The 26,923-nt window shown below is 64.0% G+C and carries 24 protein-coding genes and 5 tRNA genes; 24 read left to right on the plus strand and 5 right to left on the minus strand.

What is annotated here, in order from left to right; genetic code table 11:
* Nucleotides 1–94 precede the first annotated feature (94 nt).
* From guaB to tadA, 4 genes are all read left to right on the plus strand, one after another.
* Nucleotides 95–1,564 carry an IMP dehydrogenase gene (guaB, locus tag ACX1DW_RS00470; RefSeq protein WP_020307003.1) on the plus strand — a complete coding sequence of 490 codons (1,470 nt, stop codon included), beginning with the start codon at nucleotides 95–97 and terminating at the stop codon, nucleotides 1,562–1,564.
* Nucleotides 1,565–1,681: 117 nt separating this feature from the next.
* Nucleotides 1,682–3,262, plus strand: a complete 1,581-nt coding sequence (gene guaA, locus ACX1DW_RS00475) for a glutamine-hydrolyzing GMP synthase (protein ID WP_020307002.1) — start codon at nucleotides 1,682–1,684, stop codon at nucleotides 3,260–3,262.
* A 109-nt stretch (nucleotides 3,263–3,371) separates the two neighbouring features.
* Complete coding sequence (locus ACX1DW_RS00480) at nucleotides 3,372–4,742, plus strand: multicopper oxidase family protein (protein ID WP_458992493.1); 1,371 nt, start codon at nucleotides 3,372–3,374, stop codon at nucleotides 4,740–4,742.
* A 19-nt stretch (nucleotides 4,743–4,761) separates the two neighbouring features.
* Nucleotides 4,762–5,256, plus strand: coding sequence for a tRNA adenosine(34) deaminase TadA (gene tadA, locus ACX1DW_RS00485; protein ID WP_208216508.1), 495 nt, complete (start codon nucleotides 4,762–4,764; stop codon nucleotides 5,254–5,256).
* 43 nt (nucleotides 5,257–5,299) lie between these two features.
* Here tadA and ACX1DW_RS00490 read toward each other — a convergent pair whose 3' ends face one another.
* Both ACX1DW_RS00490 and argF read right to left on the minus strand, forming a co-directional pair.
* Nucleotides 5,300–6,397 carry an ABC transporter ATP-binding protein gene (locus ACX1DW_RS00490; RefSeq protein WP_208216507.1) on the minus strand — a complete coding sequence of 366 codons (1,098 nt, stop codon included), beginning with the start codon at nucleotides 6,395–6,397 and terminating at the stop codon, nucleotides 5,300–5,302.
* Complete coding sequence (gene argF, locus ACX1DW_RS00495; protein ID WP_208216506.1) at nucleotides 6,394–7,314, minus strand: ornithine carbamoyltransferase; 921 nt, start codon at nucleotides 7,312–7,314, stop codon at nucleotides 6,394–6,396. Before argF ends, ACX1DW_RS00490 begins: the two co-directional genes overlap by 4 nt.
* 273 nt (nucleotides 7,315–7,587) lie before the next feature.
* On the opposite strand from argF, the gene grxD reads away from it, so the two are divergent.
* Both grxD and ACX1DW_RS00505 read left to right on the plus strand, forming a co-directional pair.
* On the plus strand, nucleotides 7,588–7,914 hold the full coding sequence (gene grxD / locus ACX1DW_RS00500) for a Grx4 family monothiol glutaredoxin (RefSeq protein ID WP_015276168.1): 327 nt from the start codon (nucleotides 7,588–7,590) through the stop codon (nucleotides 7,912–7,914).
* Nucleotides 7,915–8,104: 190 nt separating this feature from the next.
* Nucleotides 8,105–8,467, plus strand: coding sequence for a VanZ family protein (locus ACX1DW_RS00505; RefSeq protein WP_133456427.1), 363 nt, complete (start codon nucleotides 8,105–8,107; stop codon nucleotides 8,465–8,467).
* Nucleotides 8,468–8,614: 147 nt separating this feature from the next.
* Here ACX1DW_RS00505 and ACX1DW_RS00510 read toward each other — a convergent pair.
* Nucleotides 8,615–8,690: transfer RNA gene (locus tag ACX1DW_RS00510), tRNA-Asn, on the minus strand.
* A 99-nt stretch (nucleotides 8,691–8,789) separates the two neighbouring features.
* A complete protein-coding gene (locus ACX1DW_RS00515) occupies nucleotides 8,790–9,986 on the minus strand; it encodes an amino acid aminotransferase (protein WP_208216505.1) in 1,197 nt (398 codons plus the stop codon).
* Nucleotides 9,987–10,281: 295 nt separating this feature from the next.
* On the opposite strand from ACX1DW_RS00515, the gene uvrB reads away from it, so the two are divergent.
* The 7 genes from uvrB to ACX1DW_RS00550 all read left to right on the plus strand — a co-directional run bounded on the left by uvrB (nucleotide 10,282) and on the right by ACX1DW_RS00550 (nucleotide 15,178).
* A complete protein-coding gene (uvrB, locus tag ACX1DW_RS00520) occupies nucleotides 10,282–12,297 on the plus strand; it encodes an excinuclease ABC subunit UvrB (protein WP_200599369.1) in 2,016 nt (671 codons plus the stop codon).
* 132 nt (nucleotides 12,298–12,429) lie between these two features.
* Nucleotides 12,430–13,911 (plus strand): glutamate--tRNA ligase, encoded by a 1,482-nt coding sequence (gltX, locus tag ACX1DW_RS00525; RefSeq protein ID WP_458992494.1) that lies wholly within the window; start codon nucleotides 12,430–12,432, stop codon nucleotides 13,909–13,911.
* Between the two features lie 177 nt (nucleotides 13,912–14,088).
* A tRNA-Ala gene (locus tag ACX1DW_RS00530) sits at nucleotides 14,089–14,164 on the plus strand.
* Between the two features lie 67 nt (nucleotides 14,165–14,231).
* A tRNA-Glu gene (locus ACX1DW_RS00535) sits at nucleotides 14,232–14,307 on the plus strand.
* A 44-nt stretch (nucleotides 14,308–14,351) separates the two neighbouring features.
* Nucleotides 14,352–14,427: transfer RNA gene (locus ACX1DW_RS00540), tRNA-Ala, on the plus strand.
* 42 nt (nucleotides 14,428–14,469) lie between these two features.
* Nucleotides 14,470–14,545, plus strand: a tRNA-Glu gene (locus ACX1DW_RS00545).
* Nucleotides 14,546–14,728: 183 nt separating this feature from the next.
* Nucleotides 14,729–15,178 carry an acyl-CoA thioesterase gene (locus tag ACX1DW_RS00550; RefSeq protein WP_208216502.1) on the plus strand — a complete coding sequence of 150 codons (450 nt, stop codon included), beginning with the start codon at nucleotides 14,729–14,731 and terminating at the stop codon, nucleotides 15,176–15,178.
* A gap of 8 nt (nucleotides 15,179–15,186) precedes the next feature.
* Here ACX1DW_RS00550 and ACX1DW_RS00555 read toward each other — a convergent pair whose 3' ends face one another.
* Entirely contained in the window at nucleotides 15,187–15,438 is a 252-nt protein-coding gene (locus tag ACX1DW_RS00555; protein WP_102839879.1) for a hypothetical protein, read from the minus strand.
* 94 nt (nucleotides 15,439–15,532) lie between these two features.
* Between ACX1DW_RS00555 and dinB the strand changes: the two genes are divergently transcribed.
* The 11 genes from dinB (at nucleotide 15,533) to ACX1DW_RS00610 (ending at nucleotide 26,910) form a co-directional block, all read left to right on the plus strand.
* Entirely contained in the window at nucleotides 15,533–16,597 is a 1,065-nt protein-coding gene (gene dinB, locus ACX1DW_RS00560) for a DNA polymerase IV (protein ID WP_125868177.1), read from the plus strand.
* 318 nt (nucleotides 16,598–16,915) lie between these two features.
* Nucleotides 16,916–17,839 (plus strand): type IV pilus biogenesis protein PilM, encoded by a 924-nt coding sequence (locus ACX1DW_RS00565; RefSeq protein ID WP_208216501.1) that lies wholly within the window; start codon nucleotides 16,916–16,918, stop codon nucleotides 17,837–17,839.
* The gene (locus ACX1DW_RS00570; protein WP_208216500.1) at nucleotides 17,839–18,444 is read left to right on the plus strand and encodes a PilN domain-containing protein; all 606 of its coding nucleotides are present in this window, start codon (nucleotides 17,839–17,841) and stop codon (nucleotides 18,442–18,444) included. Before ACX1DW_RS00565 ends, ACX1DW_RS00570 begins: the two co-directional genes overlap by 1 nt.
* Nucleotides 18,437–19,111 carry a type II secretion system protein GspM gene (gene gspM, locus ACX1DW_RS00575; protein ID WP_110776218.1) on the plus strand — a complete coding sequence of 225 codons (675 nt, stop codon included), beginning with the start codon at nucleotides 18,437–18,439 and terminating at the stop codon, nucleotides 19,109–19,111. Before ACX1DW_RS00570 ends, gspM begins: the two co-directional genes overlap by 8 nt.
* Nucleotides 19,112–19,133: 22 nt before the next feature.
* Nucleotides 19,134–19,430 (plus strand): Type II secretory pathway component, encoded by a 297-nt coding sequence (locus tag ACX1DW_RS00580; protein ID WP_208218706.1) that lies wholly within the window; start codon nucleotides 19,134–19,136, stop codon nucleotides 19,428–19,430.
* The gene (mshL, locus tag ACX1DW_RS00585) at nucleotides 19,427–21,028 is read left to right on the plus strand and encodes a pilus (MSHA type) biogenesis protein MshL (RefSeq protein WP_208216499.1); all 1,602 of its coding nucleotides are present in this window, start codon (nucleotides 19,427–19,429) and stop codon (nucleotides 21,026–21,028) included. The genes ACX1DW_RS00580 and mshL overlap by 4 nt, the downstream gene beginning before the upstream one ends.
* Nucleotides 21,029–21,033: 5 nt before the next feature.
* Nucleotides 21,034–21,963 carry an ExeA family protein gene (locus ACX1DW_RS00590; RefSeq protein ID WP_458992495.1) on the plus strand — a complete coding sequence of 310 codons (930 nt, stop codon included), beginning with the start codon at nucleotides 21,034–21,036 and terminating at the stop codon, nucleotides 21,961–21,963.
* The gene (locus ACX1DW_RS00595; RefSeq protein ID WP_458992496.1) at nucleotides 21,960–23,324 is read left to right on the plus strand and encodes a tetratricopeptide repeat protein; all 1,365 of its coding nucleotides are present in this window, start codon (nucleotides 21,960–21,962) and stop codon (nucleotides 23,322–23,324) included. Before ACX1DW_RS00590 ends, ACX1DW_RS00595 begins: the two co-directional genes overlap by 4 nt.
* Nucleotides 23,321–25,045, plus strand: coding sequence for a GspE/PulE family protein (locus tag ACX1DW_RS00600; protein WP_458992497.1), 1,725 nt, complete (start codon nucleotides 23,321–23,323; stop codon nucleotides 25,043–25,045). Before ACX1DW_RS00595 ends, ACX1DW_RS00600 begins: the two co-directional genes overlap by 4 nt.
* A gap of 57 nt (nucleotides 25,046–25,102) precedes the next feature.
* A complete protein-coding gene (locus tag ACX1DW_RS00605) occupies nucleotides 25,103–26,341 on the plus strand; it encodes a type II secretion system F family protein (RefSeq protein ID WP_110776223.1) in 1,239 nt (412 codons plus the stop codon).
* A gap of 44 nt (nucleotides 26,342–26,385) precedes the next feature.
* Nucleotides 26,386–26,910, plus strand: a complete 525-nt coding sequence (locus tag ACX1DW_RS00610; protein ID WP_285361188.1) for a prepilin-type N-terminal cleavage/methylation domain-containing protein — start codon at nucleotides 26,386–26,388, stop codon at nucleotides 26,908–26,910.
* The last annotated feature ends 13 nt before the right edge of the window (nucleotides 26,911–26,923 follow it).

The raw sequence follows: 26,923 nt of genomic DNA on the forward strand, positions 1-26,923 counted from the left end.
CGTCGTTCGTGCCGTCGCTCACATCCGCATTGAGCGCGATGGGGTGCGTGGGTATAATGCCGCGCTTCCTTTTTCCCGCCTGGGAGCCCCCGCCATGCTGCGTATCAGCCAAGAAGCCCTGACTTTCGATGATGTTCTCCTAATCCCGGGATATTCCGAGGTTCTGCCGAAGGATGTCAGCCTCAAGACCCGCCTGACCCGCGAAATCGAGCTGAACATTCCGCTGGTTTCCGCTGCCATGGACACCGTCACCGAAGCCCGCCTGGCCATCGCCATGGCGCAGGAAGGCGGCATCGGCATCATCCACAAGAACATGAGCATCGAGCAGCAGGCTGCCGAGGTGCGCAAGGTCAAGCGTCACGAGACCGCCATCGTCCACGATCCGGTCACCGTCACCCCGGAAACCAAGATCAGCGACTTGCTGCGCAAGGCTTACGAGCTGGGTTTCTCCGGTTTCCCGGTGGTGTCCGGCAAGGAGCTGGTGGGCATCGTTACCGGCCGCGACCTGCGCTTCACGCCGAATGCCGGCGATTCCGTCGCGGCGATCATGACGCCCAAGGACAAGCTGGTCACCGTGCTCGAGGGCACTGGTCTGGAAGAGATCAAGACCAAACTCTACGAACACCGCATCGAGAAGATGCTGGTGGTCGACGCCAACTTCCATCTGCGCGGCCTGGTGACCTTCCGCGACATCGAGAAAGCCAAGACCTACCCGCTGGCCTCCAAGGACAGCCAGGGCCGTCTGCGTGTTGGTGCGGCGGTCGGTACCGGTGCCGACACCGGGGACCGCGTCGAGGCGCTGGCCGCTGCCGGTGTCGATGTGGTGGTGGTGGACACCGCCCATGGCCATTCCCGTGGCGTGATCGATCGCGTGCGCTGGGTGAAGGAGAACTTCCCGCAGGTGCAGGTGATCGGCGGCAACATCGCCACCGCCGAAGCCGCGCTGGACCTGGTCAAGGCGGGCGCCGATGCGGTCAAGGTCGGTATCGGCCCGGGCTCGATCTGCACCACCCGCATCGTCGCCGGTGTCGGCGTACCGCAGATCTCCGCCATTGCCAACGTCTCCGCGGCGCTCGAAGGCACCGGCGTGCCGATGATCGCCGACGGCGGCATTCGCTTCTCCGGTGACCTGTCCAAAGCCATTGTCGCCGGTGCCAACGCCGTGATGATGGGCTCGATGTTCGCCGGCACCGAAGAAGCGCCGGGTGAGATCGAACTGTTCCAGGGTCGCTCCTACAAAGCCTACCGCGGCATGGGCTCCCTGGGCGCCATGTCCCAGGCGCAGGGCTCCTCGGATCGTTACTTCCAGGACTCGTCCGCTGGTGCCGAGAAGCTGGTCCCCGAAGGCATCGAAGGCCGTGTGCCGTACAAGGGTTCGCTGTCGGCGATCATCCATCAGCTGATGGGTGGCCTGCGCGCTTCCATGGGCTACACCGGCAGCGCCACCATCGACGAGATGCGCACCCGTCCGCAGTTCGTGCGTATCACCGGTGCCGGCATGGCCGAGTCGCACGTGCATGACGTGCAGATCACCAAGGAAGCCCCGAATTACCGAGTGGGTTGATCCGCTCAGCGCTCAGCTAGACAGGCGTCGGAAGCTGGCAGCGGGGGCCGGGAGAAATCCTGGTTTCGGCTTCCAGCTTCCGGCTTTCAGCTTCAGGCTCTTTCCGAAGGAAAGCTCATGGCTCACCAAGACATTCACGCCCACCGCATCCTGATCCTCGACTTCGGTTCCCAGTACACCCAGCTGATCGCTCGCCGCGTGCGCGAGATCGGCGTGTATTGCGAGCTGCATCCGTGGGACATGAGCGAGGACGACATCCGTGCCTTCGCGCCACGCGGCATCATCCTCGCCGGCGGCCCGGAGTCGGTTCACGAGGAAGGCAGTCCGCGCGCGCCGCAGGCGGTGTTCGATCTGGGCGTGCCGCTGTTCGGCATCTGCTACGGCATGCAGACCATGTCCGAGCAGCTGGGTGGCAAGGTGCAGGGCTCCGATGTTCGCGAGTTCGGCTATGCCCGCGTCGATCTGGTCGGCAAGTCGAAGCTGTTCGACGGCATCGAAGACCATATGGATGACGACGGCGTGTTCGGCCTCGATGTGTGGATGAGCCACGGCGACAAGGTCACCGAGATTCCTACCGGCTTCCACATCCTGGCCAGCACCCCGAGCTGTCCGATCGCCGCCATGGGCGACGATGCCCGTGGCTATTACGGCGTGCAATTCCACCCGGAAGTGACCCACACCCGCCAGGGCGGTCGCATCCTGTCGCGCTTTATCCTGGAGATCTGCGGCTGCGAAGCGCTGTGGACGCCGTCGAATATCGTCGAGGACGCCATCGCCCAGGTGCGTGCTCAGGTCGGTGATGCCAACGTTCTGCTCGGCCTCTCCGGTGGTGTCGATTCGTCGGTGGTCGCGGCGCTGCTGCACAAGGCGATCGGCGACCAGCTGACCTGCGTCTTCGTCGACAACGGCCTGCTGCGCCTGCACGAGGGTGACCAGGTGATGGCCATGTTCGCCGAGAACATGGGGGTCAAGGTGATCCGTGCCGACGCCGAGGCGCAGTTCCTGGCCAACCTCGAAGGCGAGGCGGATCCGGAGAAGAAGCGCAAGATCATCGGTCGCACCTTCATCGACGTGTTCGATGCCGAGGCCAGCAAGCTGGACAACATCCAGTTCCTCGCCCAGGGCACCATCTACCCCGACGTCATCGAGTCTGCCGGCGCCAAGAGCGGCAAGGCCCATGTGATCAAGTCGCACCACAACGTCGGTGGTCTGCCGGAAGAGATGAACCTCAAGCTGGTCGAGCCCCTGCGTGAACTGTTCAAGGACGAGGTGCGCAAGATCGGCCTGGAACTCGGTCTGCCCTACGACATGGTCTACCGCCATCCCTTCCCGGGTCCGGGCCTGGGTGTGCGCATCCTGGGCGAAGTGAAGAAGGAGTACGCCGACCTGCTGCGTCGCGCCGACCATATCTTCATCGAAGAGCTGCGCAACTTCGACTGGTACCACAAGACCAGCCAGGCCTTCGTGGTGTTCCAGCCGGTGAAATCGGTCGGTGTGGTGGGTGATGGCCGCCGTTACGCCTGGGTCGTCGCGCTGCGCGCGGTGGAGACCATCGACTTCATGACCGCGCGCTGGGCGCACCTGCCATACGAGTTGCTGGAGAAGGTGTCCAACCGCATCATCAACGAAATCGAAGGCATCTCCCGCGTGACCTACGATGTGTCGAGCAAGCCGCCGGCGACCATCGAGTGGGAGTGATCTGAAGCAATGAGGGCAGCCCAGGCTGCCCTCATGCTATGCGCAGCCTCCGCAGAGAGGCGCGTCGAGCCTGATGGGCCCATGAATTCGGACTGGCTGGAGCCCATGCATGTCCTTTACCCGTAGACAGATTCTCGCCGGCCTGGCCGGCCTCGGTGTGGTCGGCCTGGCCTGTAGCGGTGCGCGCTACTGGCTCGGTCGCCCGGCCGATATCACCACCCACGACTATGAACTGATCGCCGCGCCGCTGGATGTCGAGCTGGTGCCCGGCCACGTAACACCAGCGTGGGCCTATGGCGGGCAGGCGCCTGGTCTCGAGCTGCGTGGTCGCCAGGGTGACTGGCTGCGCGTGCGTTTCATCAACCAGCTGCCGGAGCCCACCACCATTCACTGGCACGGCATCCGTCTGCCGTTGGAAATGGATGGCGTGCCCTATGTGTCGCAGCTGCCGGTCCTGCCCGGGGAGTTTTTCGACTACCGCTTCCAGCTGCACGATGCCGGCAGCTTCTGGTATCACCCGCACACCAGCAGCGCCGCGCAGCTGGGTCGCGGGCTGGTCGGTCCGCTGATCGTCGAGGAGCGCGAACCGAGCGGCTTCCGCCACGAGCGCACACTCAATCTGAAGAGCTGGCACATCGACAAGCAGGGCGCCTTCACCGAATTCAGCGTGCCGCGCGAGGCGGCCCGCGGTGGCACGCCGGGAGTGCTGTCGACGATCAACGGCAAGCATGCTCCGGTGCTGGATCTGCCGGCCGGGCAGGTCGTACGGCTGCGCGTGCTGAACCTCGACAATACGCTGACCTATCGGCTGAACCTGCCGGATGGCGAGGCGCGCGTCTATGCGCTCGACGGCCACCCGATCGCGCCGCGTCCGCTGGGCAAGGAGTACTGGCTCGGCCCGGGCATGCGCATCGACCTGGCGCTCAAGGTGCCGCGGGCAGGCACCGAGCTGTCCTTGCGCAACGGTCCGTTGCGGCTGGCGACGCTGCGCTCGGTAGCGCATGACGAAGTCACTGGCGACTGGCCGCCGGCACTGCCGGCCAACCCGGTCACGGTGCCGGACCTGCAGCAGGCCGAGGTGCTGCGCTTCAATTTCGAGTGGGCCGGCCATCTTTCAGCGGATGTCGAGCAGGGGGCGGCCTACACGTTCTGGCAGATCAACGGCCAGGCCTGGGACATCAACGACAAGAGCTGCGCCGAGCGGCCGATTGCGACGCTGAAGAAGGATGGCCATTACATCTTCGAGCTGCGCAATCTCAGTCAGTATCAGCATCCCATCCACCTGCACGGCATGACCTTTCAGGTGATCTCGTCCAATCGACGCAAGATCGACCCCTGGTTCACCGACACCTACCTGCTGGGCAAGAACGAGACGGCTCGCATCGCGCTGGTCGCCGATAATCCGGGCACCTGGATGTTCCATTGCCATGTCATCGACCATATGGAGACCGGCCTGATGGCCGCGATCGAGGTGGTATGAAACAGGGCAGGGCACAGTCGTGAGGAAGCCGCAGATCATCGACCGCAGCCAGGATGAGCGGTTCATGCGCGAAGCCCTGGCGCTGGCAGCGCAGGGTGCCGCGTTGGGTGAGGTGCCGGTGGGCGCTGTGCTGGTGCAGGATGGGCGGATCATTGGGCGCGGCTTCAACTGCCCGATCTCGCAGCACGACCCCAGTGCCCATGCGGAAATGGTTGCGGTGCGTGACGCGGCGCAGGCGCTGCAGAACTATCGGCTACCCGGCGTGACGCTCTACGTCACGCTGGAGCCGTGCAGCATGTGCGCCGGTCTGATCGTGCATTCGCGCATCCAGCGGGTGGTCTACGGCGCCACCGAGCCGAAGGCGGGTGTGGTGGTCAGCCGCGGTCAGTTCTTCGAGCAGGCCTTTCTCAACCATCGTGTCTTGGTCGAGGGCGGCGTGCTGGCGGAGGAGTGTGGTGCGGTACTCAGCGAGTTTTTCCGCCAGCGCCGGCAGAAGGGGCGAGCGGACGGCTGATGCCGGTACGCCGTCAGCAGGGCAATGTCCTGAGCTGCGCGGTTCAGCGGCCTGCCGCGGCAGTCGGTAGTATGTCGCGGGCAGCGACGCTGCCCTGGGCCGGAAACACTACCAGATGATCGGCGGCGATGGCGATGCCGACGTCCTGCCCGGTCGGGTAGTCCGCGTGGCTGGGGAAGATGGCCACCAGCTGGTTGCCGGTGGGTAGCTGCAGTCGGTACAAGGTGGACGCGCCGAGGAAGGTCTTGCCAACGATCAGTGCCCGCAACGGACTTTCCGGTCGGTAGACGATATCGTCCGGGCGCAGCAGCACGTCTACCGAGCTACCTGCGGGCCAGTTGTAGGCGCGGTTGCCGCGAATCGGGCCTAGCTCGGTCTGTACCGTTTCAGGGTCCAGCAGCTGGCCGCGGATGAAATACCCCTGCCCGATGAAGCTGGCGACAAAGGGCGTCAGCGGCTCGTGATAGAGATTGAAAGGGGTGTCCCACTGCTCCAGCCGGCCATCCTTGAACACGCCGACCTGATCGCTAACGGCGAAGGCCTCTTCCTGGTCATGGGTCACCAGAATCGCGCTTGTGTTGCGCGCCTTGAGGATTTCGCGCACCTCGTGGCTGAGGCGTCGGCGCAGTTCCACGTCGAGGTTGGAGAAGGGCTCGTCGAGCAGCAGCAAGGCCGGTTCCGGCGCCAGCGCCCGGGCCAACGCCACGCGCTGCTGCTGACCGCCGGAAAGCTCATGAGGATAGCGTTTGCCGAGCGCGCTCAGGTGCACCAGTTCGAGCATCTCGCCAACGATTCGCGAGCAGTCAGGCTGCTTTCGGATGCCGAAGGCGATGTTTTCCGCCACGGTGAGGTGGGGAAAAAGCGCGTAGTCCTGAAACACCATGCCGATGCGGCGTTTCTCCGGCGCGAGGGTAAAGCCCGAGCGGGAGATGACCGACTCCGCCAGGTGAATCTCGCCCTGGTGCACCGGCTCGAAGCCGGCGATGGCGCGCAGCGTGGTGGTCTTGCCGCAGCCGGACGGACCCAGCAGGCAGCCGATGTCACCGCGGTTCAGATGCAGGTTCAGGTGCTGGACGATGCTCTGCTCGCCGTAGCCGCAGGCCAGGTCACGCAGTTGCAGCAGCGGCGGCTCGTGTTTCATGCGTGGTGATAGGCCGGCTCGACGAGAAACTCCAGCAGCGCCTTCTGCACATGCAGGCGGTTCTCGGCCTGATCCCAGGCGACCGAGCGCGGATCATCCAGCAGGTCGTGACTGATTTCCTCGCCACGGTGGGCTGGCAGGCAGTGCATGAACAACACGTCTTCGGCGGCGCAATCGAGCAGGGCGCGGTCCACCTGATAAGGGCGGAACGTGGCCAGGCGTGCAGCGGCTTCGTCTTCCTGGCCCATGGAGGCCCAGACGTCGGTGCTGACCAGGTGTGCCCCTGCAGCCGCTTCGCGCGGATCACGCATCACCTGCACGCGATCACCGGCGCGTGCCATCAGCTCGGCGTCGGGCTCGTAGCCCTCGGGACAGGCGACCTTCAGCTGGAAGTCGAACTGGATGGCGGCTTCTATATAGGTATTGCACATGTTGTTGCCGTCGCCGATCCAGGCCACCGTCTTGCCGGCGATGCTGCCGCGGTGCTCATGGAAGGTCTGCATGTCGGCCATCAGCTGGCAAGGGTGCAGGTCATCGGAAAGACCGTTGATGACCGGCACGCTCGAGTTGGCGGCGAATTCGGTGAGGGTCGAGTGGGCGAAGGTGCGGATCATCACCGCATCGAGCATGCGCGACATGACGATGGCCGAATCGCTGATCGGCTCGCCGCGCCCGAGCTGGGTGTCGCGCGGCGAGAGGAAGATCGCCTGGCCGCCGAGCTGGATCATGCCGGCTTCGAAGGACAGGCGGGTGCGGGTCGAGGCTTTCTCGAAGATCATGCCCAGCACGCGATTCTTCAGGGGTTCGAACAGGACGCCGCGCTCGCGCAGATCCTTCAGCTCGATGCCGCGGCGGACCAGGCTGTTCAGCTCCTGGGGCGTGCAGTCCATCAGTGAGAGAAAATGCCTTGCGCTCATATCAACTACCTTTATTGCCGCAGCGCGATCCAGTGCTTTTCGACAGAAAAAGGGGACCGACGACTGGGGGTCGCACGGGGAGCGACGAAACGGGAAAGGCGCGATCTTATCCAGAAAGCGAGCACAGGCGCAAATCCTCGACCCACCGGCCTTCGGCCGGCTGAATCGCAGTATTGGCGGCCTTTGCGCGACAACATAGCCGAGTCCTACGCTCGGCTTTCCCGCGCGTTTTCCGTTACAATGCGCGGCAACCGTGTCTAGCCGAGGTACTCCATGGATATCATCGAAACCATCAAAGAACAGATCGCCAACAACCCGGTCCTGCTTTATATGAAGGGCTCGCCCAACGCCCCGCAGTGCGGCTTCTCCGCTCGTGCGACCCAGGCCGTGATGGGCTGTGGCGAGAAGTTCGCTTATGTCGACATCCTGCAGAACCCGGAGATTCGCGCCAACCTGCCGACCTACGCCAACTGGCCGACCTTCCCGCAGCTGTGGGTGAACGGTGAGCTGGTCGGTGGCAGCGACATCATCCTCGAGATGTTCGAGAAGGGTGAGCTGCAGACCCTGATCAAATCCGCTGTCGGCAAGACCGAGGCGTAAGCACGGTCTGACCGTGTAGGCATTGCCTGATGCCCGCATCGAAGGATGCGGGCATTTTTGTTTGTGCGGTTCTGTTGAATAACGCCGCTCGGCTGACGCGTTGATCTTTATGGTCTTTTCCCGGTCAGAGTTCGCGGTGAGGGCGTTTCCCTCTGTTCTGTTGATCCCTTGAAGTGAGAGACGCCACCTGATGCCCTATATGCGAGTGCTGCCCTTTCTGATCGTGTTGGCGGTCGTCCTGTTCAATGGTTTGAAGCCGGAGCCGGTACCCCAGTTGTTCGATCAGCAAGACAAGCTGCATCATTTGCTGGGGTTCGCCGCGCTGGCGTTCACCCTTCGTCTGGGCTTCCCGCGAGTGCCATTCCTGTGGGGGCTGGGCCTGACTGTTATTGCGGCGTTGTCGATCGAGATCGGTCAGGGCTTGCTGCCTTATCGGACGGCTTCGCGCTGGGACATGCTGGCCAATGTGCTAGGGGTGCTGCTGGGCTGGGGCTGCTCGGTTGTGGCGCAGGGCTGGTGGCGTCAGCGGCTGGGCGAGCCGCTGACCGAGTAGGGTTCGGCAATCTGGGATCGATGCGCTAGTGGAAATGCGGGCTGCGCGGCCCCGAAGGGTGAGCGAAGCGAATAACCTGGGACATGGTCCCTGGTGAGAGGCCGGCGGCAATAAAAAAGCCCCGGTATTAACCGAGGCTTTCGAATTTGGCTCCGCGACCTGGACTCGAACCAGGGACCCAATGATTAACAGTCATTTGCTCTACCGACTGAGCTATCGCGGAACAACGGTGCGTATCCTACTGTTTGGAAAGGAGAAGTCAACCCCTCCCACAGTGCGTCGGGGCCGGGCGCGTGGTACGCCATGGCCCCGGCGCGTCAGCTCAGAGCACCTGGACGATGGCGTCGGTGACGTGGCCGATATTGCTGCGATTCAGTGCCGCGGCGCAGATCCGGCCGGTGCTGATGGCGTAGACGCCGAACTCGACCCGCAGCCGCTCGACCTGTTCGGCGGTGAGCCCCGAATAGGAGAACATGCCGCGCTGCGCAGCGACGAAACTGAAGTCCGTCTTCGCGCCCTTGGATGCCAGCAGCTCGACCATGCTCAGGCGCATCTCACGGATGCGGCTGCGCATCTCGCCCAGTTCGGCTTCCCACATGGCGCGCAGTTCTGGGCTATTGAGTACAGCGGAGACGATCATGGCGCCATGGGTCGGCGGGTTGGAATAGTTGGTGCGGATCACGCGCTTGACCTGCGACAGCACGCGAGCTGACTCATCGCGGCTCTGGGTGACCATCGACAGCGCGCCGACACGTTCGCCGTACAGCGAGAAGGACTTGGAGAACGAGCTGGACACGAAGAAGTTCATGCCCGACTCGGCGAACAGGCGTACCGCCGCGGCGTCCTCTTCGATGCTGTCGCCGAAGCCCTGGTAAGCGATGTCGATGAACGGTACGTGATCCTGGGCGCGTAGCACGTCGAGAATCTGCTTCCAATCGTCCAGGTTCAGATCGACACCGGTCGGGTTGTGGCAGCAGGCGTGCAGCACGACGATGGAGCGGGGCGGCAGGTTCTTCAGGTCCTGCAGCAGACCGGCGCGGTCGATGCCATGAGTGCTGGCGTTGTAGTAGCTGTAGTTCTGCACCGGGAAGCCGGCCGACTCGAACAGCGCGCGATGGTTCTCCCAGCTCGGGTTGCTGATGGCAACCACGGCGTCCGGCAGCAGGCGCTTGAGGAAGTCTGCGCCAACCTTGAGTGCGCCGGTACCGCCGAGCGCCTGGGTAGTCACCACCCGGCCTTCGGCGATCAGCGGAGAATCGTTGCCGAACAGCAGCTTCTGTACGGCAGCATCGTAAGCGGCGATGCCTTCGATCGGCAGGTAGCCGCGCGGCGCGTGGGCGGCGATGCGGGCATGCTCTGCCTCGACCACGGCGCGCAGCAGCGGAATACGACCTTCTTCGTTGTAGTAGACACCGACACCGAGGTTGACCTTGTTCGGCCGCGTGTCGGCGTTGAAGGCTTCATTGAGGCCGAGGATAGGATCGCGCGGCGCCATTTCGACAGCAGAGAACAAACTCATGGTGAGGGGGCTCGAAAGAGAAGAGTGACTAGATTCACCACCCTCGCGTCGGCGCGCAGGGTGATGCGCAAACGGGGCGGTAGTATAGCGGTCAAGCCTGTTGCCTGCGATATGCTACCGAGGTTTTCTGATCACTTTCGGTGCGTTTTGCGTACTGGAAAGATGGGCGGTTTCTCAGCCCTGCGCGCCAATCGCAGGCGGCGGATTTCAGGAGCCGCTGGCTGTCGCGCCAAACCGGTGGAAGGCTGTCGAAAGTCCGGCTGCCAAGCTCGCACACGTTACCTAGAGAGGCGAAATGTCCAAGTTCGAACTGGTCACCCGTTTCAAGCCGGCCGGCGATCAGCCGGAGGCCATTCGGCAGATGATCGAAGGCATCGAGGCGGGGCTGTCGCACCAGACGCTGCTGGGCGTTACCGGCTCGGGCAAGACCTTCAGCATCGCCAACGTCATCGCCCATGTGCAGCGACCCACGCTCGTGCTGGCGCCGAACAAGACGCTCGCCGCGCAGCTCTATGGCGAGTTCAAGGCGTTCTTTCCGAACAACGCAGTGGAGTATTTCGTTTCCTACTACGACTACTACCAGCCGGAAGCCTATGTGCCGTCGTCGGACACCTTCATCGAGAAGGACGCCTCGATCAACGATCACATCGAGCAGATGCGCCTGTCGGCAACCAAGGCGCTGCTGGAGCGGCCGGATGCGATCATCGTCACCACGGTGTCGTGCATCTATGGCCTGGGTGATCCGCAGTCCTATCTGAAGATGGTGCTGCACGTCGATCGTGGTGATCGGCTCGACCAGCGCGAGCTGCTGCGCCGGCTGACCGGGCTGCAGTACACGCGCAACGACATGGATTTCGCCCGCGCCACCTTCCGTGTGCGCGGCGATGTGATCGACATCTTTCCGGCGGAATCGGACCTAGAAGCGGTGCGCATCGAACTGTTCGATGACGAGGTGGAGAGCCTGTCGGCCTTCGATCCGCTGACCGGCGAAGTGATCCGCAAGCTGCCGCGCTTCACCTTCTACCCCAAGAGTCATTACGTGACGCCGCGCGAGACGCTGCTCGATGCCATCGAGAAGATCAAGGATGAACTGCGCGAACGCCTCGACTACCTGCGCAGCCAGAGCAAGCTGGTGGAGGCGCAGCGTCTGGAGCAGCGCACGCGTTTCGATCTGGAAATGATCATGGAGCTGGGTTACTGCAACGGCATCGAAAACTACTCGCGCTATCTGTCCGGGCGTGATGCTGGCGAGCCGCCACCGACGCTGTTCGACTACCTGCCGGCCGATGCCCTGCTGGTGATCGACGAATCCCACGTTTCGGTGCCGCAGGTCGGTGCGATGTACAAGGGCGACCGCTCGCGCAAGGAAACCCTGGTGGAGTACGGCTTCCGCCTGCCATCGGCGCTGGACAACCGGCCGATGCGCTTCGACGAGTGGGAAGCGATCTGTCCGCAGACCATCTTTGTCTCCGCGACACCCGGACCTTACGAGGCCGAACATGCAGGCCGCGTGGTGGAGCAGGTTGTGCGTCCGACGGGGCTGGTCGATCCGCAGATCGAGGTGCGTCCGGCGCTGACGCAGGTCGACGACCTGCTGTCGGAGATCCGCAAGTGCGTGGCCAAGGAGGAGCGGGTGTTGGTCACCACGCTGACCAAGCGCATGGCCGAAGACCTGACCGACTACCTCGGCGATCACGATGTGCGGGTGCGCTACCTGCATTCGGACATCGATACCGTGGAGCGGGTCGAGATCATCCGTGACCTGCGCCTGGGCACGTTCGATGTGCTGGTGGGCATCAACCTGCTGCGCGAAGGCCTGGACATGCCTGAGGTGTCGCTGGTGGCGATTCTCGACGCGGACAAGGAAGGCTTCCTCCGCTCGGAGCGTTCGCTGATCCAGACCATCGGCCGCGCCGCGCGCAACCTCAATGGCCGGGCGATTCTCTACGCCGACAATGTCACCGGTTCCATGCAGCGCGCCATCGACGAGACCGAGCGCCGTCGCGCCAAGCAGATCGCCTTCAACGAGGCTCATGGCATCGTGCCCAAGGGCGTCAAGAAGGATGTGCAGGACATTCTCGAGGGCGCCACGGTCCCCGGCTCGCGCAGCAAGAAGCGGCGTGGCGAGGCCAAAGCGGCGGAGGAGAGCGCGCGCTACGAGAAGGAGCTGCGTTCGCCGAGCGAGATCACCAAGCGGATTCGCCAGCTGGAAGAGAAAATGCTGAGCCTGGCGCGCGATCTGGAATTCGAGGCGGCCGCCGAGGCGCGCGACGAGATTCACAAGCTGCGCGAGCTGTTGCTGCAGGTCTGAATACCTGCAGCGGTATGAGCCAGGTGCGCAATGGCGCGTGCTGCTCCGGTGTTCGGCTGGAGCCCAGCGCGGCGTGCCTGCTAACATTCGCCCCTTCGATTTTCGTCCGTCCTTTTCCGTCCGAGAGCTTCCATGACCACGGTTCGCACCCGCATTGCGCCTTCCCCGACAGGCGATCCTCACGTCGGCACCGCCTACATTGCGCTGTTCAACCTGTGCTTCGCCCGTCAGCACGGCGGCCAGTTCATCCTGCGCATCGAGGATACCGATCAGCTGCGCTCGACCCGTGAGTCCGAACAGCAGATCTACGATGCGTTGCGCTGGCTGGGTATCGAGTGGGACGAGGGTCCGGACGTCGGTGGCCCGCATGGCCCGTACCGGCAGAGCGAGCGCGGCGAGATCTACAAGAAGTATTCGGATGAGCTGGTCGCCAACGGCCACGCCTTTCCCTGCTTCTGTAGCGCCGAGCGCCTGGATCAGGTGCGTGCCGAGCAGATGGCCAACAAGGAGACACCGCGCTACGACGGCCATTGCATGCGCCTCGACCCGGCCGAGGCCGAGCGCCGCATCGCCGCCGGTGAGTCCCACGTGATCCGCATGAAGGTGCCGAGCGAAGGCGTGTGTCAGGTCAACGACATGCTGCGCGGCACCGTCGAGATCGGCTGGGATCGCATGGACATGCAGGTGCTGATGAAGGCCGACGGCCTGCCGACCTACTTCCTCGCCAACGTGGTCGACGACCACCTGATGGGCATCACTCATGTGCTGCGTGGCGAGGAGTGGCTGCCGTCGGCACCCAAGCTGATCAAGCTCTACGAATACTTCGGGTGGGAGCAGCCGCAGCTGTGCTACATGCCGCTGCTGCGCAATCCGGACAAGAGCAAGCTGTCGAAGCGCAAGAACCCGACCTCGGTGACCTTCTACGAGCGCATGGGCTTCCTGCCGCAGGCGATGCTCAACTACCTCGGCCGTATGGGCTGGTCGATGCCGGATGAGCGCGAGAAGTTCACCCTCGACGAGATGATCGAGCACTTCGACATCAACCGGGTATCGCTCGGTGGGCCGATCTTCGATCTGGAGAAGCTCTCCTGGCTCAACGGCCAGTGGCTGCGCGAGCTGCCGGTCGAGCAGTTCGCTGCTGAAGTGCAGAAGTGGGCGTTCAATCCCGAGTACATGATGCAGATCGCGCCGCACGTACAGCAGCGCGTGGAAACCTTCAGTCAGATTGCGCCGCTGGCCGGTTTCTTCTTTTCCGGTGCATTGCCGCTCGACCCCGCATTGTTCGCTCACAAGAAGCTCGATGCGACGCAGGTGCGCCAGGTCATGCAGCTGATTCTTTGGAAGCTCGAGGCACTGCGCCAGTGGGAGAAGGAACGCATCACCGCCTGCATCACTCAGGTGGCTGAACACCTCGGCTTCAAGCTGCGTGATGTGATGCCGCTGATGTTCGCGGCGATTACCGGTCAGGCCAGTTCTGTCTCCGTGCTCGATGCAATGGAGATTCTCGGCCCGGATCTGACGCGCTTCCGCCTGCGCAACGCGCTGGAGCTGCTTGGCGGGGCGTCGAAGAAGGAAGTCAAGGAGTGGGAGAAACTGCTGGCCAGCCTCGACTGAGCCGAGGCGGTGCCGACTCAGGCACCGCCATGCTGCTTGGTGGTTCGGCAGCATCGTGTGGCGACCGTTGGTCGGCGGTAAGTAATTGTTCCTGCTGCCAAAAAAACTGCCGTCGTGCCGAAATTTGTTGTTGACACTGCCCGGGGGCGCCCCTAATATGCGCCCCGTCCTCGAGATGGGGCTATAGCTCAGCTGGGAGAGCGCTTGCATGGCATGCAAGAGGTCGACGGTTCGATCCCGTCTAGCTCCACCAATCTCGAAGAGCAGAATTGCCACCAGCCTGTAGCCATCGAAGTACAGGTTGCGCTTGAAGGGATTGCGTCCCCTTCGTCTAGTGGCCTAGGACACCGCCCTTTCACGGCGGTAACAGGGGTTCGAGTCCCCTAGGGGACGCCACTATTCAGCGATGTTCACATCGCGCGTCGAGAGACGATAAATCCGGGGCTATAGCTCAGCTGGGAGAGCGCTTGCATGGCATGCAAGAGGTCGACGGTTCGATCCCGTCTAGCTCCACCAAATTGCCAGCGATTCCAAAATTTCGGAATCGTCGAAGGTTTCGTCCCCTTCGTCTAGTGGCCTAGGACACCGCCCTTTCACGGCGGTAACAGGGGTTCGAGTCCCCTAGGGGACGCCATTTTTATTGCCCGTTTTGGGCTTCAAGGGGTCATCTTTCATGAGATGGCCCTTTTTGTTTTGCGCGACGAAAATGCGTTGCGTTGGCTGAATGGCTCGTCATAGCCGTCGGCAGCGGGCGTGACTTGCCGGCTCAGCTGCGCTTTCATAGGCCATCGCATCGGTCATCAAGGGTATCTGACGAATGAGCTGGGACCAGCCACAGGCGTTCATCATTGACCTGCAAGTCGAGGTGGAACATATCGACGAGCTTGGGCATGCCAATAACGCGGTCTATGTGACATGGCTGGAGCAGTGCGCCTGGCAGCACTCGCAGAGCTTGGGGCTGGGAATAGCCGACTATCGGCGGCTCGACCGGGCCATGGCGGTGCTGCGCCATGAAATCGATTACCTCGCCGCGGCCTATGAAGGCGATGAGCTACAGCTCGGCACCTGGATTTCGGAGTCCGATCAGCGCCTGAAGATGAAGCGCAGTTTTCAGCTGATCAGGCCCGCCGACGGCGCGACGCTGCTGCGCGCGCAGACCACCTTCGTCTGCATCGAGCTTTCCAGCGGCAGGCCCAAGCGCATGCCGCCGGAGTTCATTGAGGGCTATGGCAATGCGTTGATACAGCCCTATCCGCTAGAGCTCTGATGGGTGGCTTAGCCGCGTTGCTCCGGTTTCATCACGTCGCTTTCGCGGCGCTTCTCGGCGTCGTCGCGCCAGTCGTCCTGGACTTCTTCTTTCATCCGCTGTTTATCGCCATCCTTGTTGTCGTGCATCTGGTCGTCGCCATGCTTCTGTTGCTGGATGTTGGTACCTTGCGGCTGCGTGTTCATCATGTCCTGATCGGCGATCGCCATCGCGGAGAACAAGCTGCCTAGCGTGATGATGCCTGCGTACAAGATTTTCATCTGAGCCTCCGACTATCGGGTGGTAAGGGGCTTGCCCTTTCATTAACGACCCGTCGTGCTGAAGTTTCGTTCATTCCATTCCGGTAGCGGTTCCGTGAGTCAGGCCAGTTCCCGCAAGATCATCCATATCGATTGCGATTGCTTCTACGCCGCGATCGAAATGCGCGACGATCCGAGCCTGGCGCGCCGGCCGATTGCGGTCGGCGGCGCAGCGGACAGGCGTGGCGTCATCGCCACCTGCAACTACGAGGCGCGCGCGTACGGGGTCCGCTCGGCCATGGCGTCCGGCCACGCCCTCAAGCTCTGCCCAGACCTGCTGATCCTGCGTCCTCGGATGGATGCCTACCGTGAAGCCTCGCGTGAGATCCATAACATCTTTCGGACCTATACCGAGCAGATCGAGCCGCTGTCGCTGGATGAGGCCTACCTGGACGTCACCGCCTGCGAGCACTTTTCCGGTAGCGCCACTCGCATAGCGGAGGACATCCGCCGGCGCGTCTGGCAGCAGTTGCGCATCACCGTGTCGGCAGGCGTGGCGCCCAACAAGTTCCTGGCCAAGATTGCCAGCGAATGGAACAAGCCCGACGGTCTGTTCGTGATCACCCCGACGCAGGTCGAGGAGTTCGTGCAGATGCTGGAGGTCAAGCGGTTGCATGGTGTCGGTCGGGTGACCGCCGAGAAGCTGGGCCGGCTCGGCATCCGCACCTGTAGAGACTTGCGCGAGTGGCGCAGATTGGACCTGGTTCGCGAGTTTGGCGCCTTTGGTGAGCGCCTCTGGGGGCTGGCGCGCGGCATCGATGAGCGTCCGGTACAGGTGGAAAGCCGGCGCCAGTCGGTGAGTGTCGAGCAGACCTACGACCGCGATCTGCCGGACCTGGCGGCGTGCCTTGAGCGTCTGCCGGAGCTGCTGCAGCAGCTGGCTACGCGCATGGCGCGCCTGGACAGCGGCTATCGGCCCGGCAAGCCGTTCGTCAAGCTGAAGTTCCATGACTTTACCCAGACCACGCTGGAACAGGCCGGTGCCGGGCTTGAGCTTAGCGACTACGCGGAGCTGCTTGCCGGCGCTTTCGCGCGTGGCGCCCGCCCGGTGCGGTTGATTGGAATCGGTGTGCGTCTGATCGACCTGCGTGGAGGCTTCGAGCAGCTCAGTCTGTTCTAGCTGCCCCCGCCTGAGGCACCTGGCTCCATAAGCTGACTCCGCGGCGGCTGCCGTTCGTCTGAATCTTCTCCTGCAAAGTCACCGTCTACAGTCCGTCCATAGAGAGCGCCTTTCGCCTGTTGACGGGCTCGCCCGCATAATGACGCGGGTGAAATGACGCATCTTTGGCGAATGCTTGATTCACGACAATATTTGGACCTGTGCGCCGGATATTGTTAGAGTCCGGGTAGATGGCAATATGCTATCTATTGACGTCATCCGTATCGATCATCTGTTTTCTGGCGGTTGAAGCCTGACGTCCTGGCAGGGGAGCCATTGGTGGGTCTGTTTTCTTCTTCATCCAGAAAGTCCAAGCCGGCCGGCACGCTGGGCATCGAGCCGGGACCGCAAGGTATCGCGCTGGCGCATCTGCTGCGCTCACCAGGGGAGCGGCCCGCGCTGCTGCGCTGTGAATATTTCGAAGGTCCGGTCGATGCCCACGCTGCGCTGCTGGAGCGGGCGGTGAGCGAGCGCACCCTGCAGGGGCTACCGGTCAATCTCCTGCTACATCCATCCGAGTACCAGCTGTTCCTGCTCGAGGCCGCAGACGTCCCGCCGCAGGAGCTTCGTGACGCCATGCGTTGGCGAATCAAGGACATGATCAGCCAGTCGCTGGACGACGTCGTGATCGACTGTTTCGCCCTTCCGGAGGATGCCTATCGCGGGCGTACGCGCATGGTCTATTGCGCGGTGCTGGACAAAGGCCGCATGCAGCAGTGCGTCGAGCTGGTGCAACAGGCGGGGCTGCGGTTGGCCAGTATCGATATCACCGAAATGGCGTTTCGTAACCTGGGGATGCTCGCCGGCGCCGAGGGCGTCAACATCGCCTTGCTGCGTCTGCGTACCAGCGAAGGTCTGATCTGTATCCAGAACGGTGCGGATCTCTACATGGCACGGCGCATCGAGCAGGGGCTGGCTCGTGCCGCCCAGGAGCTGGGCAGCATGACGCTGGAGATCCAGCGCTCGCTCGACTATTTCGAGAGTCAGCTCGGCAAGGGCTACATCAACCGGCTGATGCTTCTCCCCATGAAGCAGGACGGCGAGCGGACCTACCAGGGGCTTGCCGGCGGATTGGCAGTAAACCTTCAGCGCCTCGATCTGCGCGATCTGTTCCCGGGCCAGCCGGCCGCGGATCTGAGTGAAGCGCAGCAGGCCTTCTGTCTCGGCGCCGTTGGCGCCGCGCTGCGGCAGGACGCCCCCTGATGCAGAACGTCAACCTCTATCAGCGTGAGCGCCGCGCACAGGGTGGGCCGCGCCCGCGGATGATTCTGCTCGGTGCATGCGCGCTGCTCGTGGTGCTGCTGGCGCATGCGGCCTGGCAGGGCTGGATGCTGAAGCAGAGTGCGCTTGCGCGCCAGGCGGCCGAGGCGCAGGCGCTGGCTGCCGAATCCGAGCTGACGGCCTTCAGGGCCGGTTATCGCGAGCCGACGCTGGACAACCGGCTGCCGGAACAGCTGGCGGAACGCGAGGCGCGAAACCGCCAACTGCAAGCGCTGGCGACGCACCTGCAAACGCTCGACAGCCAGCTGCGTGATGGTTTCGCACCGCTGCTCGCGGCGCTCTCCGAGCGCCATCCACCCAGCGGGCTCTGGCTGACGCGCATCCGCCTGCAGGCCGGAGGCAGCGACATGCTGCTGAGAGGGCTGAGCCAGGATCAGGAGCTGCTGCCGCTCTACCTGGAAAGCCTGGGACGCAGCGACGCCCTGCGCGGACGCGAGTTCGGCAGCTTCGACCTGCAGCGCGAAGACGATGGCCTGCTGCTGTTCCACCTGTCGTCCCGTGCCATCAAGGAGAGCGAGAATGAATGATCGCGTGGATAGCTTGCGGCAACGCTGGCAGGCGCTGGCTCCGCGTGAGCAATGGTTGTGCTTGCTGGTAGGCCTGGCCTTGCTGTCGCTGCTTTATGTGCTTCTGGTTGCCGATCCGCTGACCCGGCGCATCGCTGAAGAGGACAGCCAGCGTCGCCTCGCGGAGGCCCGTCGGCTGGAGGCGACCAATACACGCCTGGAGCTACAGGCGAGACTGGCTGCCGATCCAAATCTGCCTTACCAGCGCGCGATCGAGGCGGCTGATGCCAGCCGCGAACAGATCCTGCGACGTATCGACGAGCAGACCAGCTCGCTGGTGTCACCGTCCCGCATGAAGGTCCTGCTGCAGGACCTGTTGCGTCGCCAGCCGCGGCTGCAGATGGTTGGGCTGCAGAGCTTCAGCACGCCGCTGGAGCTGCCGGGCGCCGCCTCGGTGGACGCCGACGCGACTTCAGCCGCGCCAGGCTTTTATCGTCACGGTCTGCGCCTGACGCTGCAGGGTGGTTATTTCGACCTGCTCAGCTATCTGCAGGCGGTGCAGGACAGCGGCTGGCGCCTGCATTGGGACAGCCTCGACTACCTGATCGAGGACGCCGGCCCGGACGCGGCGCGCATTACCTTGGAACTGCATACCCTCAGTCGCCATGCGGGGTGGGTCGGTGTCTAGAGTTCTGCCCCTCGTTTGTCTGATGTGCCTGCTGCCGGCTTCGTCATTCGCCCTTGATCCGACGCGACCGCCGGCGGCGCTTGTCTCCGCGATGCCTGCACAACAGCCATCTGCCGCGTTGCAATTGCAGGCGATCTTCCGTGGCGCGCAAGGCGCGCGAGCCGTTCTCAATGGCCGCTCGCTGCGAGTCGGCGACAGCCTGGCCGAGGCCCGGCTGCTGGCCATCAATACCAACTCCGTTCTGATCGAGCGCGACGGCCAGCGGCAACTGCTGCGTCTGGTTGCGCCTATCGTCACCCCGAGCCAAACCCGACCATGATGCCGACCTTTCTGCCGCGCCTCGGCTTGCTGAGCCTGTTCTGTCTTCTGGCCGCCTGTCAGACCTTCGAGGATGGCGATCAGCGTCTTTACGAGCAGAGCAATCGGCTGTTCGAGCAGAGCCTGGAACAGAGCCAGGCCAAGGCAGTGCCCCCACCTTCGGTACAGGCGGCGCTGATCCCGCCGCTGGACATTGCGGGCGATGCACTCGCCAGCGGTCCGCGCTTCGACGTGGTGGCCAACGACATGCCGGCCCGCGAGTTCTTTCTCAGTCTCATGGACAACGCCGGGCAGAACCTGTTGGTGCATCCGGCCGTGACCGGCAACATCACCTTCAGCCTGCGCAACGTGACGCTGGAAGAGGTGCTGGCAGCGGTGCGTGACAGCTACGGTTATGACTACCGCCGCACCAGCTACGGCTATCAGATCCAGGCCAATACCGCGGTGACGCGGACCTACGATCTCAACTATCTGAACCTGCAGCGCCAGGGCATGAGCGATACGCGGGTCAGCTCCGGCCAGGTCACGACCAGCGACAACACCGGCACGGGTGCAGGCGGCACCACGACCAGCACCACTTCGAGCACCGTCAATGCCAGCCAGCTGCTGACCAGCAGCAATGTCGACTTCTGGAGCGAAGTACGCGAGGTGGTGGCGATGATGATCGGCGGCGAGGCTGGCAACAGTGTGGTGGTCAATCCGCAGGCCGGCCTGCTGGTGGTGCGCGCATCGAGCAGCGACCAGCAAAGCGTCGAGCGCTTCCTGCAGCAGGCCCAGCGCAATCTGCAGCGCCAGGTGATTCTGGAGACCAAGATTCTCGAGGTGAATCTCTCCGACGGATTCCAGTCCGGCATCAACTGGGCGCAGCTGGGATCGATGGGCAACGCCGAGTTTGCCCTGGGCGTGCAGGGCGACGCGCTGAGTGGCGTGAACAACGTCGGCGGCGTGTTCAGCGCAGCAGTCAGCGTCGGCGATTTCAGCGGTGTGCTGCAGCTGCTCGAGACCCAGGGTGACGTGCGGGTACTGTCCAGCCCGCGCATTTCCACGTTGAACAACCAGAAGGCAGTGATCAAGGTGGGCACCGACGAGTTCTTCGTCACCGACGTCTCGACCACCACCACGTCGCTCGCCGGCGGTACCACCGCGCCCGATCTGGACATCACCCTGACGCCCTTCTTCTCCGGTATTTCGCTGGACGTAACCCCCCAGATCGACGAGCACGAGCAGGTCACGCTGCATGTGCGGCCGACAGTCAGCCGCGTGCAGGACCAGAACAAGAGCATCCAGCTGGGCAGCTCCGACAATGTCTTCAACCTGCCCCTGGCGCTGTCTACTACGCGCCAGTCGGATTCCATCGTGCGCGCTCGTAGCGGTCAGGTGGTGGTGATCGGCGGTCTGCTGGAGAACCGCAATACCAACAACGATGCCAACATTCCCTGGGCGTCCAAGCTGCCCATCGTCGGCGGCCTGTTCCAGCAGCAACGCAAGGCGTTCCAGCAGACCGAGCTGGTGATCCTGATGCGCCCGCAGGTGATCGATGATCAGGTCTGGCTCGACGAGCTGCGGCGCAGCGCCGAATCGTTCCGCCAGGTCAGGTAGGGCGCATGTACGAGGCATTCTTCGGGCTGCGCGAAAAGCCGTTCGCACTGACGCCCAACACCGGCTTCATGGTGCGCCTGCCGCCGTATCAGGCCTGCCTGAACCTGCTGCGCGTGGCGCTGGCCGAAGGCGAGGGCTTCATCAAGGTGACCGGGGAGGTCGGAACCGGCAAGACGCTGCTCTGCCGCGAGCTGCTCAAGCGGCTGGACGCCGACTGCTATCAGGTCGCCTGGTTGCCAAATCCGGCGCTCGGCCCGCTGGCGTTGCGTCAGGCACTGGCGCATGAGCTGCATGTCGCCCATGTCGAGCATCTGGACGATCACGGTCTGCTGACCGCGTTGCATCGCCGGCTGATCGAGCTGGCGGCCGCCGGACGCAGCACCGTGCTGTTGATCGATGAGGCTCAGGCGTTGCCCGCGGAAACGCTGGAGGCCCTGCGCTTGCTAACCAACCTGGAGACGGAGCAGCGCAAGCTGTTGCAGGTGGTGTTGTTCGGTCAGCCAGAACTGGACGAGACGCTGAGCCATGTGAGCTTTCGCCAGCTGCGCCAGCGCATCACCTTTTCCTACCGGTTGCGGCCGCTCGATGCCAGCGATGTCGGTCGCTATCTGCATGAGCGCCTGGCGGTGGCCGGCTACCAGGGCAGCCCGCTGTTCGGGCCTGCCGCGGTGCGATTGCTGGCCAGGGGCAGCGGCGGCATTCCGCGCCTGCTCAACATTCTCGCCAACAAATGCCTGATGGTCGCCTTCGGTGAGGGGAGACCACGGATCACGCGGCGTCACGTGCAAAGGGCACTGGCGGATACCGAAGGGGCGCGCCCGTTCCTGCAGAGCGCGTCGCCACTGCGCTGGGCGATGGCTGCCGGCGTCGCCACCCTGAGCCTGTTGCTGGGTGTTTGGCCTTGGCTCTCGCGCCTGATCGAGGTGCAGCCATGAGTCTGGTCAACGACATGCTGCGCGATCTGGAAGCCCGCGGGGCCGCATCCGGCGGGCAAGGGCCGCTGATCGGCATGCAAGCGGTGGATGAAGCTGCGGCGCTACGCCGGCGGCGGTCGGCGCGTGCCAGGCGCTGGTCGGTGTTGGCGGCGGTGGTCGTCGTTCTGGCAGCCGGCGCCGGGCTTGCCGTGAAACGCTGGGCGGCGGTGCCCGAACGCGCCGAGGCGCCTGCAGCCGTGCCCGCTTCGGCGTCGGTCGACGTGGTACGCCTGCTTGATGTGCTGCCGCATCAGGAGCCAGGCCGTTTCGTGCTGCAGCTGCTGCTGAATCGCCCGGTCAGTTACCAGCGTACCGATGAGGGTGGCGCGGTCAGTCTGCGATTGTCTGGTGCCGCGCTTGCCGGCGAGGCGCGTAGCGGACGTTTCGAACAGGATGGGCTGAGCCTGTCCTGGCGTGTCGAGGCTCGCGGCGACGAGGTGCGAGTGTTGCTGTTCGGCTTGACCGAGCGTCTCGACATCCGTGATCGCCTGGAGCCGGCCGGTGGCCATGCTCAGCTCTGGCTGGAGGTGAAGCGGCAGGCGAACGAGCCGGCGGTTACGAGCGAGGCCCTTGAATTGCCGGTGGCCGAAGCCGCCGATGTGCAAGCAGACCTGCCCGACTGGGTGACCCGCACCGTGCCGGAAGCCGTGACCGCCGAGGTTGTGCCACCTGCGCGGCAGCCCACCGAAACGACCGTCGAGCCCGTGCCCGCGCCGGAAATTGCCGCGCAGGCATCGCTGCGTATCGGCAGCCACCGGCCGGACCCGTTGCTCGAGGCGCAGCAGGCCTTGCAGCAGCAGAACTACCCACGTGCCGTCGAGCTGCTGCAATCGCTGCACGAGGCACAACCGGACAACCCGGAGGCAACGCGCTGGTTGGCCCGGGCCTACCTGGCTGGCGACCAGCTCGAAGCGCTCCTGGCCTGGCTGCCTGGGCAGCTGCGGGCCCGGCCTGAGGATGCCGAACTGCGCATGCTGCTGGGCCGGGCACAGCTGCTCGGCGGCGACAAGACCGCGGCGCTCGCCACCCTCGAACAGAATTCGCCAGCTCTTGCGGCCAACCCGGGCTATCACGCGCTGCTGGCTGCATTGCGGCAGCAGGTCGGAGATTGGTCAGGCAGCGCTGCGCTCTATCAGCAGCTGGTCGCGCTACAGCCGCAGCAGGCCGCCTGGCAGCTGGGTCTGGCCATCGCGCTGGAGCAGCTCGACCAGCCGACCCAGGCCGCCGAACGCTATCGGCTGGCCGTACGTGGCCAGGGGCTGGACGGCAATGCACGGCGTTTCGCCGCCGAACGGGCTGCCGCCCTGGGAGATGGTCGATGACCCAGCAAGACATGCGTCAACGCAAGATCCGCCTGGGCGACCTGCTGGTCCAGGCCGGGCTGATCAGCGAGGCTCAGCTGCAACTGGCCCTGCAGGATCAGAAACGAACCGGCTCCAAGCTCGGCCGCACCGTGCTCGACCTCGGTTTCATCGATGAAGGCCGTCTGCTGCGCGCCCTGTCCGAGCAGCTGCAGATTCCCTTCGTCGAACTCAAGCACTACAAGTTCGACAATGGGCTGACCCAGAGCCTGCCCGAGGCGGTCGCCCGGCGTTTCCGCGTCATCGTGCTGTCGCGACAGGGCGACGGCTTGCTGGTGGGTATGACCGATCCGCTGGACATCTTCGCCCAGGACGAGATCGAGCGCCTGCTGGGCAAGCGCGTCCACCCGGCGGTGGTGCGTGAGAGCGAGTTGCTCGGCGCCCTGGACCAGCTCTACCGCCGCACCAGCGAAATCGCCTCGCTGGCCGGCGAGTTGGAAGGCGAGCTGCAGGAAAGCGACTTCGACCTCTCGCGCCTCGGTGAAAGCAACAGCGACGCGCCGGTGGTGCGCCTGCTGCAGACGCTGTTCGAAGACGCGGTACAGATGAAGGCCTCCGACATCCACATCGAGCCGGACGAAGGCGTGGTGCGCATCCGCCAGCGTATCGATGGCGTGCTCAACGAGCAGGTGATGAAGGAGCACCGCGTCGCCTCGGCGCTGGTCATGCGTCTGAAGATCATGTCCGGCCTGGATATCTCGGAAAAGCGCCTGCCGCAGGACGGGCGCTTCAATATCCGGGTGAAAAACCGCAACCTCGATGTGCGGGTCTCGACCATGCCGGTGCAGTTCGGCGAGTCGGTGGTCATGCGCCTGCTCGACCAGAGCGGGGCGATGTTCCAGCTCGACGGAACCGGCATGCCGCCGGCGATGCTCGAGCGCTTCCGCCGCCTGCTGCAGCGTCCGCACGGCATGGTACTGGTCACCGGCCCGACCGGCTCGGGCAAGACCACCACGCTCTATGCCGGGCTTTCCGAGCTGAACAGCCCGGAAAAGAAGATCATCACCGTCGAGGACCCGGTCGAATACCGGCTGCCGCGAGTCAACCAGGTGCAGGTCAACGCCAAGATCGACCTGACCTTCGCCCGCGTGCTGCGCGCCGCGCTGCGCCAGGACCCGGACATCGTGCTGGTCGGTGAGATCCGCGACCAGGAAACCGCCGAGATCGGCCTGCGCGCCGCGCTGACCGGCCACCTCGTGCTCTCGACGCTGCACACCAACGACGCCCTGACCTCGGCCATGCGCCTGATCGACATGGGCGTCGAGCCGTTCCTCGTCGCCACCGCGCTCAACGCCGTACTGGCCCAGCGTCTGGTGCGCCGGGTGTGCGAGAACTGCATGGAGGACGACACGCCCGATCCGCGCCAGCTGGCCTGGCTGCAGAGCCTGCACGACGCGCCGCTCAGCGACTACCGCTTCAAGCGTGGCAGCGGTTGCCACCATTGCCACAACTCCGGTTATGCCGGCCGCGTTGGCGTCTACGAACTGCTCGAGCTGGACGAACCGATGATCGCCGCGCTTCGTCGGGGCGATCCGCAAGGCTTCGCCGAGGCCGCGCGCCAGCAGGCGCACTATCGACCCTTGGCGGCCTGCGCGCTGGATTACGCTATCGCCGGGGTCACCAGCCTCGAGGAAGTGCTGAAAGTCTGCGCGACGCTCGCCGATGATGAGGTGGCGGCATGATGCTGCGGCGCATGACGCGTTCGACCGGCCCGGCTCGCCAACGGGGGACTGCCGGCGATGCCTAGCTTTCGCTACACCGGCCGCGATCTGCGTGGCGCGCGGGTAAGCGGCGCGCTGGAAGGTGCCAGTGCCGACGCCGTGGCCAGCGAGCTGATCTCACGGCAGATCACCCCGCTGACCATCGATGCGGAGCGTGCCCAGGCCGATAGCGTCGACGTGTTTGCCGTGCTGCGCGAGAAGCTGCGGCGCAAACGTGTCGATCTGGACGAACTGATCATCTTCAGCCGCCAGATGTACAGCCTGAACAAGGCCGGCGTGCCGATCATTCGCGCCATCGGGGGCCTCGCCGAATCCAATCGCAACCTGTATTTCCGCGGCATCCTGCAGGACGTGCGTGCCAGCCTCGAAAGCGGCCAGTCCATGGCCGTGGCGCTGAACGCCCATCCCAAGGTGTTCAACAATCTGTTCGTCAGCATGGTCAGCGTTGGCGAGAACACCGGCCAGCTCGATCAGGCGTTCAAGCAGCTGTCTGCCTATCTCGAACTGGAACGCGAGACCCGCAAGCGCATCAAGCAGGCCACGCGTTATCCGATCTTCGTGCTGGTGGCCATGGGGGTGGCGCTCGGCGTCATCAACCTCCTGGTGATCCCGGCGTTCGCCAAGGTCTTCGCCCAGTTCCACGCGCAACTGCCGTGGGCCACGCGCGTGCTGATCGGCACCTCCAACTTCATGCGCGACTATTGGTGGCTGTTGCTGCTGGGCATCGTTGGCGGGCTTTACGCCTTCTTCAAATGGATCGAAACCGACGCCGGGCGCTTGCGCTGGGACCGCATCAAGCTGCGCCTGCCCATCGTTGGCGGCATCTTCGAACGCATCGCCCTGGCACGCTTCACCCGCACCTTCGCGATGATGTACCGCGCCGGCGTGCCGCTGCTGCAGACCCTCTCGATCAACAGCGCCAGCGTTGGCAATCAGCATATCGGCCAGGCGATTCTCGGCATCCGCGAAAGCGTCGAACGCGGCGAAGCGCTGACCCGCTCGGCGCACAACTCCGGCCTGTTCACCCCATTGGTACTGCAGATGATGGCCGTCGGCGAAGAAACCGGCGCGCTGGATGACCTGTTCATCGAAGTCGCCGACTTCTACGAGCAGGAGGTGGACTACGACCTCAAGCAGCTGGCCGATGCCATCGAGCCGATTCTTATCGTCGCCATGGGCGTGATGGTGCTGGTTCTCGCGCTGGGCGTGTTTCTGCCGATGTGGGAGCTGGGCAGCGCGGCACAGGGGAGGGGTTGATGGGCATACGAATCGCGACATTCCACAGGAGCCACGGAGGCACGATGCAACGACACAAGGGTTTCACCATGATCGAACTGGTCGTGGTCATCGCCATCCTCGGCATCCTGGCCGCGGTGGCCTTGCCGCACTTCATCGACTCGGCCAAAGACGCCCACCGCGCCAGCGTACGCAGCGCTGGTGGTGCGCTCACATCCGCCGTCTCGCTGGTGCGCGGCCAGTACGAGCTGAATCGCGGCGGCGGCAGCAATGCCTGCCTGGCCGGCAACTGCCAGATCAACGTTCAGGGCTACGGCAACGGTGCGATGGACGTGAATGCCGCTGGCTGGCCCATCGGCACCGAACGCAGCGGCACTCCGCTCGCCAGCACCAGCATGTCCGCCGATGAATGCCGCAACCTCTGGAGCAACCTGCTGCAGGCGTCCTCGCAGAGCCTGACCGGCACCAATCCGGCATTCACCGCCACGGCCAACGGCACGCGCTGCCTGTTCACCTACAACCTCGATGGCGGCGACGACGTCATCGAATACAACGCCAATACCGGCGAAGTCTTCGTCAACTTTCAATGATTCATAAACAAGG

It is taken from the genome of Stutzerimonas sp. KH-1, assembly GCF_054483855.1.